The organism is uncultured Brevundimonas sp., from assembly GCF_937863155.1.
Lineage (GTDB): Bacteria > Pseudomonadota > Alphaproteobacteria > Caulobacterales > Caulobacteraceae > Brevundimonas.
Genome location: NZ_CALMFB010000025.1, coordinates 165,882 through 173,964, shown reverse-complemented (window position 1 = coordinate 173,964; position 8,083 = coordinate 165,882). Strand labels below are relative to the sequence as shown.

The following is an 8,083-nucleotide window of genomic DNA, read 5'->3' as shown; positions in this document are numbered from 1 at the left end:
GTGTTCATGCCGATGCCGAAACGCATGCGCAGCACCCGCTCCTCGCGCGGCGTCAGCGACGCCAGAACGCGGGTGGTGGTCTCGCGCAGGTTCGACTGGATGGCGGCGTCGATCGGCAGGACGGCGTTCTTGTCCTCGATGAAGTCGCCCAGGTGGCTGTCTTCCTCGTCCCCGATGGGGGTTTCCAGGCTGATCGGCTCCTTGGCGATCTTCAGAACCTTGCGCACCTTCTCCAGCGGCATGGCCAGTTTTTCGGCCAGCTCTTCCGGCGTCGGCTCGCGGCCGATCTCGTGCAGCATCTGGCGGCTGGTGCGGACGATCTTGTTGATCGTCTCGATCATGTGCACCGGGATGCGGATGGTCCGCGCCTGGTCGGCGATGGAGCGGGTGATGGCCTGACGGATCCACCAGGTGGCGTAGGTCGAGAATTTGTAGCCGCGGCGGTACTCGAACTTGTCGACCGCCTTCATCAGCCCGATGTTGCCCTCCTGGATCAGGTCCAGGAACTGCAGGCCGCGGTTGGTGTATTTCTTGGCGATGGAGATCACCAGGCGCAGGTTGGCCTCGACCATCTCCTTCTTGGCCTGACGGGCCTCGCGCTCGCCCTTCTGGACGGTCTGGACGATGCGGCGATAGTCGTCGATGGGCAGGCCCGCCTCGGTGGCCACGGCGGCGATGTCGCCACGGATGGTTCCGATCTGGCCGGATTCATTCTCGCTGAACTTGGTCCAGCGCACGCCCATGTCCTTGACCCGGTCGCCCCAGGTCGGGTCCAGCTCGGCGCCGAAATAGGCCTTCAGGAACTCGGGCCGCGAAATGCCATAGCTGTCGGCCAGGCGCAGCAACCGGCCCTCCAGCCCGATCAGCCGCTTGTTGATGGCATACAGCTGTTCGACCAGCGCTTCGATCCGGGCGTTGTTCAGCTTCAGCGTCTTCAGACGGTCCGAAATGGCCGTGGTCAGGCCGGCATAGGCCTTCTGGTCCTTGGCGCTCAGGGCCTCGCCCTTCAGCCGCGCCTCGACCAGCTTGTCCTGCAGCTTGCGGAAGGCGCCGAAATCGCCGGCCACCGCGTCCAGAATCTCCATGACCCCGTCGCGCAGTTCGGCTTCCAGCGCCGAGATCGACAGGCCGCCGCCGTCGTCGAAATCATCGTCGTCGTCGTCTTCGCCTTCGGGCTTGTCGGCGGCTTCGGCGGGTTCTTCCTCCTCCTCGGCCTCGTCGCCCGCTTCGGGAGCGGCGCCCGGCACGGCGGTGGGGTTCAGCATCGCATAGGTGGCGTCCAGGTCGATGACCTCGCGCAGCAGGATGCGGTTGTTAGCCAGTTCGTCGCGCCACACCATGATGGCCTCGAACGTCAGGGCGCTTTCGCACAGGCCCGAGATCATGGCGTCGCGGCCGGCCTCGATGCGTTTGGCGATGGCGATCTCGCCCTCGCGCGACAGCAGTTCGACCGAGCCCATTTCGCGCAGATACATGCGCACCGGGTCATCGGTGCGGTCATAGGCGGCCTTGGCGGGCGCCTCGGCCACGGCGGTCTCGGCGCGCTCGGCCACCTCGCCGCCCTCGGCCTCCTTGCTCTCGGCGGCCTCTTCTTCGTCCTGAACGACGTTGACGCCCATTTCCGACAGCATGGCCAGGGTGTCTTCGATGGCGTCGCCGGTGACTTCCTCGCTGTTGAGGACCTTGTTCAGCTCCTCCATCGTCACATAGCCGCGGGTCTTGGCCTGTTTGATGAATTTCTTGACGCCGGCGTCCGTCAGATCCAGCAGGGGACCGTCGGCGGCGGTTTCGGCGTCCTGCTGTTCGGTCTGAGCGCTCATTCAGTGGTCTCCGGCGGGCAGGCCCGCTTTCATTAGCAACGTCTATCGGGGCCGAAGGTTACGGCCCCGCCTGGTCTTCCCAGAGTGTTCCTGACTTGATCGCACGGCGAAGCGCATCCCGTTCGGCCTTCAGCCGACGGAACGTCTCATCCTGCCCCGGCGTATCGCGCGCCGAAGCCAAGGCGTCCTCCAACGCCGCAATGCGGGTCAGAGCGTCGAACGCCTGCGACCATCGGATCCTCGCCTCGCCGAGGGGCTTGTCTGCAGCCAGGAATGGCGCGCCGGACTTTGCCGCCGCCTTCTCGACCTCGCGCATCAAGGCATCGTGACCCGATCGCGCCAGATGGCGTCGCAGGGCCGCGCTGTCAAGGTCATGATCGCTCAGACGCAGGCGAACCATCTCCTGGGCCAGGCCATTCAGGGCCGGATCGCCAAAGCCATGACCCGCGATGGCCTCCAGATGATCGTCCATCCGCTCCGGGTCATCCAGGGCGCCGTGGGCCAGGGCGGCGGCCGTGGGTGCGATGGCGCGGGCCAGGGCCTGCATGGCCTGGGCGCCCTCGGTCGTCTGGCCCTGGGGCGGCGGCGGGCCGGGCCGCCAGCGTCCGCCGGTCCGCGCGCCCGTTGATGGCGCCCGCGCGGGAAACAGGGCGTCGAAGCGGTCGAACAGTTCGCGCCGATACTGGTCCGCCAGGTCGCGGTCCTGCACCGCCGCCGCCGCCTGCCGCAGCCGGCCTTTCAGCCCCGCGCGCCGCTCGGGGGTGTCCAGCGGCTCGACCTCGGCCTCCTTCTGGAACAGCACCTCGGCGAACGGCCGCGACTGGCTGACCGCCTGACGCAGCGCCGGCGCCCCCTTGTCGCGCAGGATGTCGTCCGGGTCCGCTCCCCCGTCCAACAGCACGAACCTGAACGACTTGCCCGATTTCAGCAGCGGCAGCGCCCGCTCCACCGCCCGGAAGGCCGCCCGCCGCCCCGCCGCATCGCCATCGAAACACAGCACCGGTTCGGACGACACCCGCCACAGCAGGGCCATCTGTTCCTCGGTCAAAGCCGTGCCCATCGGCGCCACGGCCGGTACGCCCGCGCGCTGGCAGGCGATGACGTCCATGTATCCCTCGACCACCACAATGGCCTGATCGGACTTGGATTCCGCCCCCAGGATGCGCCGCGCCTCGGGCAGGCCGTACAAGGTGGCGCCCTTGTGAAACAGCGGGCTTTCCGGCCCGTTCAGATATTTGGCCCGGTCGTCGGGGTTCATCGCCCGCCCGCCGAAACTGACCAGCCGCCCGCGCCCATCCAGGATCGGGAACATCAGCCGGTCGCGGAACCGGTCATAGGGCGCCCCGCCGCCTTCCGGCGCGATCAGCAGCCCCGCCTCGACTAGATCGCCCGGCTTGGCCCCGCGCTGGACCAGGGCCGCCTTCAGCCCCTCGCGGTCGTTCGGGGCATAGCCCAGGCCGAAACGCTCCCACTGGTCCTCCGGCAGACCGCGCCGTTCCAGATAGTCGCGCGCCGCCTTGCCGACCTGGCGGCGCAGGGAGGCGGCGAACCATTTCTGGGCCAGGTCCATCCAGTCCGACAGGCCCTTGCGCTTTTCTTCGCGCTCGGCCGCCAGCGGGTCTTCCGCCGGCAGGGCCATGCCCGCTTCGGTCGCCAGCCGGGTCACCGCCTCGACGAAGCTGAGACGCTCGGTCTCCTGCAGGAAGCTGATGACGTCGCCGTGCTTGCCCGAGCTGAAGTCGTGGAAAAAGCCCTTGTCGTCATTGACGAAGAAGCTGGGCGACTTCTCCTTGGTGAAGGGGCTCAGGCCCACATACTCGCGTCCCTGACGCTTGAGCTTCACCGTCCGCCCGATCACGTCGGACGGGCGAAGGCGGGCCTTCAGTTCTTCGATATAGCGGTCGTCAAAGCGCACAGTCTTCCTATAGCCATTAACGATCCGGTTTGCCCCGTACGCATTATTGCGTATGTTGAATACACATCGAAAGGGCCTGTCATGACGACCACCACGACCCTGACCGTGCGCCTCAGCGGTCCTCTCAGCGATTTCGTGGCCGTCAATGTCGGGCAGGACGGCCCCTATGAGAACATCAGCGAATATGTCCGCGACCTGATCCGGCGCGACAAGGCCCGCGTCGAACAAGAGGCGTTCGAACGCCTGAAGGCCGAACTGACCCAGGCCTTCGCGGCGCCGGATGACGTCTATCGCCCCCTGACGGCCGCCGAGGTCATTGCTCGCAATCAGAGATAGGCCGTGGCCGTCCGCATCCAGCAGGCGGCGTCACACCGTCTCGATGACATCTATGACTACACCCGCCGACATTGGGGACGCGATCAGGCTGACCGATATCTGACAGGGCTGTTCGAAGCCTTCGACGGGATCGACGCTCATCAGACCCCGTCACGACCCATCCCGGCCGAATTCGGCGTGGACGGCTTCTTCTTCCGATACGAACGTCACATCGTCTATTGGCGGCGGCTGGCGAACGGGGACGTCGGCATCGTCACCCTGCTGCATGTCCGCATGCATCAGATGGACCGCTTCCGAGAAGACTTCGGCGAACCCTGACCGTCGGGAGGCGGCGACGACCTATTTCCACGCCGCGCCCGACCGGCCCAGTTCGCGGCCCAGGTCATAGACCGCCTGCATGGACGTCTGGCTGAAATCCAGACTGTCGGCCCCGTCGTAGTCTTCCGGGATGGCGGCGACACGGAACTGGATGCCCGACCGTTCGGCGAAAGCGCGATTGGCGGCCAGGCTCTGGCGCAGCTGTCCGCCCAGCACCGTATCCAGCGCCCGGCCCAGCACCGTCGGCGCGGCGTCGCGGGTGACGTTGAAGCGCGGCGCGTCCTTGCCGTTGACGATCACATGGATGCGCGCATCGGCCAGAATCCCCTGCGGATCGTCCCAGCTCCACATGATCTGCGGCAGGGCGACGAAGGGGTTCATCACCCCGCCGTCGACGTGCATTTCCTCGAACACCGCGCCCTGGCCCTGGGCGGCGATCATCACCGGCGGAAAGACGCCGGGAATGCTGGCCGAGGCCGCCAGCACCTGGCGGAACAGATCCAGCGCCTCCGGCCCGCCCTTCGCCGCGATGGCGCCCATGTTCCAGATCACGCCGCGCTGGGCGTCCAGGTCGGTGGTGGCGACCAGAAGGGTGCGCCCCTTGGCGTGCTCGGCCGCGATGGCGTTCAGCAGCCGCTGGTCCACATGGGCGTCGATCAGGGCCCGCAAGGGCGCGCCCGAGAACACGCCAGATCCGAAGAAGGCCCGAAGACCCCGGCTTTTCAGCAGGCCCGAAGCCTCGCCATCGGTATAGGCGCGGCGCAGTTCGTCGTCCCAGTCCGGCCCCAGAAAGACGAAGGGCGCGGCCAGGGCGCCGGTCGACACCCCCGTCACCACCTCGAAATCCGGCCGTGTCCCGCTCTCGGTCCAGCCAGCCATCAGTCCGGCGGCGAAGGCGCCGTTGGCTCCGCCCCCCGACAGGGCCACCAGGTCGAACCGGCCGTCCGGCCCCTTGGGCACGCCCTGGCTCAGCTGGCTGGCGATGCGGCGGGCGGCCTGATCGTCCTCGATGGCGAAGCGGACGTTGGGAAAGCCCACCGGCGACGACGCCTCGCGCTCGCTCAGGCCGAAATCGCTGCGCGCCCCGCTGGCGCAGGCGCCCAGGGTCAAGGCCGCCATCAGAACGGCGACGACGGAAGTCAGGCGGGCGCGCAGCATGGGGTCAGCCCTCCGGGCCGGGTTCAGTCGCCCATATAGGCCCGGAATCGGTCAAACAGATAAAGGCTGTCGGTCGGCCCCGGCGAGGCTTCGGGGTGGTGCTGCACGCTGAACACCGGCCGGTCCTTCAGGGCGATGCCGCAGTTGGTGCCGTCGAACAGGCTGACGTGCGTCTCCTGAACCGCCTCGGGCAGGCTGTCGCGATCCACGGTGAAGCCATGGTTCATCGACACGATCTCGACCTTGCCGGTGGTCAGATCCTTGACCGGATGGTTGGCGCCGTGATGCCCCTGATCCATCTTCATGGTCCGGGCGCCCAGGGCCAGGGCCAGCATCTGGTGGCCCAGGCAGATGCCCATCACCGGCTTGCCGCTGTCGACCAGCTTACGGATCTCGGGCACGGCGTATTCGCCCGTCGCCGCCGGATCACCCGGCCCGTTGGACAGCACGATCCCGTCCGGGTCGCGGGCCAGGATGTCTTCGGCCGACGTGGTGGCGGGCACGACGCTGATCTTCACCCCGGTCGAGGCCAGGGCCCGCAGGATGTTGCGTTTGACGCCATAGTCGACGACCACCACCGACTTGCGCCCCTGGACGGTCGGATAGCCCTCGGGCCAGTCCCACAGCCCTTCGTCCCAGTCGAACGCCTGCAGCGTCGAGGCCGGCTTGGCCAGGTCCAGCCCGACCAGACCGGTCCAGGCCTTGGCCTTGGCCGCCAGGGCCTCCAGGTCGAACCGGCCTTCGGGGTCATGGGCGATGACCGCATGCGGGGCGCCGTGGTCGCGGATGCGCTTGGTCAGGGCGCGGGTGTCGATGCCCGCCAGTCCGACCACGCCGCGCCGCTTCATCCAGCCGTCGAAATCGCCGTCGGCGCGCCAGTTGGCCGGATCGGTCGGCAGGTCGCGGAACAGAGCGCCCACGGCCGCCGTCTGGGCGCCGCCGCCGCCCATCTGCTCCACATCCTCGACGTTCACCCCGACATTGCCGACGTGCGGAAAGGTGAAGGCCAGGATCTGACTCATATAGCTGGGGTCGGTCAGAATCTCCTGATAACCGGTCATGGCGGTGTTGAAGACCACCTCGCCCAGCGCATCGCCGGTCGCGCCCACGCCCACGCCCTGGAATACGGTCCCGTCGGCCAGGACCAGCACCCCGGTCGCGCCTTTGATCAGTTCGGTCATGGCGCAATCCTTACAGTGCGATTCCGGCGGGCAAACGGCGGGGTGACTAATGGGCGGGGCCGGCCGGGTCAACCGCCGGCCGCCGCAGCCAGAACATCCAGGCCAGGGTGACCGCCGCCACGAAGACCAGGGTCGGCGCGATATAGCCGGGCGCCGCGGCCAGAACCGCCGCCGCGCTGAACCCCAGTCCGACGAGGGCCAGCGCCCGGTCCCCGCCGCCTCGCGCCCGCCGCAACAGGCTGATGCAGCACACCGCATAGACCGCCAGCGTCAGCACCGAGGTCACACCGATCAGCAGGCCGAACTGTTCACCCAGCGTCGGCTGGTTCGAAATCACCGCCACGATCGACATGATCGCCCCGCCCAGCAGCGGCGTGGCCCGGGTGGTGCGGTCGCCCTGGCCGAAGCCGCGCGGCAGATAGCCCTGGCGTGCGCCCGCCCGCGCCGTCTCCCCCGCCATCATGACCCAGCCGCCCAGGGTGCCCATGGCCTTGATCACCGCACAGGCGGCCGCAATCCCGGCGATGGAGGCGCCGAACACCCGCGCGATCAGATCGGCGTAGGGGCTGCTGGACTGGGCCAGGACGGCGGCGGGAATGACCCCGAACACGGCCACCGAGGCGGCGATATAGATCACGGTGGCCAGGCTGACCCCCGCGATGCTGGCCCGGCCCACGTCGCGCGACGGATCACGCACCCGCTGCGACAGCACCGCCGCGCTCTCGACGCCCAGAAAGGCCCAGAAGATCACCACCAGCGACGCCGGTACCGTGGCTGTCAGCGGCTGGCCGGTCGGGTTCCAGGACGCGGCGAACACCTCGGGATCAAAGGCGACGGCCCCCGCGATCACCGCCGCCACAATGGGCGCCAGACCGATGACCAAGGTGATCGCCGCGAACCGCGCCGCCGTGCGCACCCCCAGCACATAGGCCCCGGTTACCAGCCAGATCAGCGCCAGATTACACAGGGTGGCGTTCACCGGCTCCTTCAGCGCCGGAAAGAAGAAGGCCAGATAGCCGGTCGCCGCCACGGCGATAGCCACATTGCCGATCAGCGCCGCCGCCCAGAAGGCCAGGGTGGTGTGAAAGCCGAAGAACCGCCCCAGCCCCCGCTCGGCGAAACCGGGCAGGCCGTCGGCGTCCGGCTGTGATCGGCCCAGGGCCGCGAACACCAGCGCCAGGGTGATGGCCCCGCCCCCGGCCACGATCCAGCCGATCAGGCTGGAACTGCCCGTCGCCGCCAGGGTCGCAGGCAGCAGATAGACGCCCGAGCCGATCATGTTGCCGGCCACGACCAGAGCCGCCAGTCCCCAATGCAGCTTTGCGCCCGCCAGCGTCATCGCACGTCTCCCGTTG

The 8,083-nt window shown here is 68.2% G+C and carries 7 protein-coding genes; 2 read left to right on the top strand and 5 right to left on the bottom strand.

What is annotated here, in order from left to right; all coding sequences use genetic code 11:
• The coding region (gene rpoD, locus Q0581_RS04995; protein ID WP_298698162.1) for an RNA polymerase sigma factor RpoD at window positions 1-1,820 on the bottom strand (1,820 nt) is incomplete at its 3' end.
• A 58-nt stretch (window positions 1,821-1,878) separates the two neighbouring features.
• A complete protein-coding gene (dnaG, locus tag Q0581_RS04990) occupies window positions 1,879-3,735 on the bottom strand; it encodes a DNA primase (RefSeq protein ID WP_298698161.1) in 1,857 nt (618 codons plus the stop codon).
• Between the two features lie 81 nt (window positions 3,736-3,816).
• Between dnaG and Q0581_RS04985 the strand changes: the two genes are divergently transcribed.
• Both Q0581_RS04985 and Q0581_RS04980 read left to right on the top strand, forming a co-directional pair.
• Entirely contained in the window at window positions 3,817-4,071 is a 255-nt protein-coding gene (locus tag Q0581_RS04985) for an addiction module antitoxin (RefSeq protein ID WP_298698160.1), read from the top strand.
• A 3-nt stretch (window positions 4,072-4,074) separates the two neighbouring features.
• Entirely contained in the window at window positions 4,075-4,389 is a 315-nt protein-coding gene (locus Q0581_RS04980) for a type II toxin-antitoxin system RelE/ParE family toxin (RefSeq protein WP_298698159.1), read from the top strand.
• A gap of 21 nt (window positions 4,390-4,410) precedes the next feature.
• Here Q0581_RS04980 and Q0581_RS04975 read toward each other — a convergent pair whose 3' ends face one another.
• The 3 genes from Q0581_RS04975 to Q0581_RS04965 are packed head-to-tail and all read right to left on the bottom strand — an operon-like array spanning window position 4,411 to window position 8,067.
• The gene (locus Q0581_RS04975) at window positions 4,411-5,547 is read right to left on the bottom strand and encodes a patatin-like phospholipase family protein (protein WP_298698157.1); all 1,137 of its coding nucleotides are present in this window, start codon (window positions 5,545-5,547) and stop codon (window positions 4,411-4,413) included.
• 23 nt (window positions 5,548-5,570) lie between these two features.
• Window positions 5,571-6,728 carry a glutamine-hydrolyzing carbamoyl-phosphate synthase small subunit gene (gene carA, locus Q0581_RS04970; protein WP_298698155.1) on the bottom strand — a complete coding sequence of 386 codons (1,158 nt, stop codon included), beginning with the start codon at window positions 6,726-6,728 and terminating at the stop codon, window positions 5,571-5,573.
• A gap of 46 nt (window positions 6,729-6,774) precedes the next feature.
• On the bottom strand, window positions 6,775-8,067 hold the full coding sequence (locus Q0581_RS04965; RefSeq protein ID WP_298698153.1) for an amino acid permease: 1,293 nt from the start codon (window positions 8,065-8,067) through the stop codon (window positions 6,775-6,777).
• Between the last annotated feature and the right edge of the window lie 16 nt (window positions 8,068-8,083).

What these genes read in the sequence shown, in the direction of transcription:
- Q0581_RS04965 (WP_298698153.1), bottom strand. Translation starts at nt 8,067, where the DNA reads ATGACGCTGGCGGGCGCAAAGCTGCATTGGGGACTGGCGGCTCTGGTC.
- Q0581_RS04985 (WP_298698160.1), top strand. Translation starts at nt 3,817, where the DNA reads ATGACGACCACCACGACCCTGACCGTGCGCCTCAGCGGTCCTCTCAGC.
- carA (WP_298698155.1), bottom strand. Translation starts at nt 6,728, where the DNA reads ATGACCGAACTGATCAAAGGCGCGACCGGGGTGCTGGTCCTGGCCGAC.
- Q0581_RS04975 (WP_298698157.1), bottom strand. Translation starts at nt 5,547, where the DNA reads ATGCTGCGCGCCCGCCTGACTTCCGTCGTCGCCGTTCTGATGGCGGCC.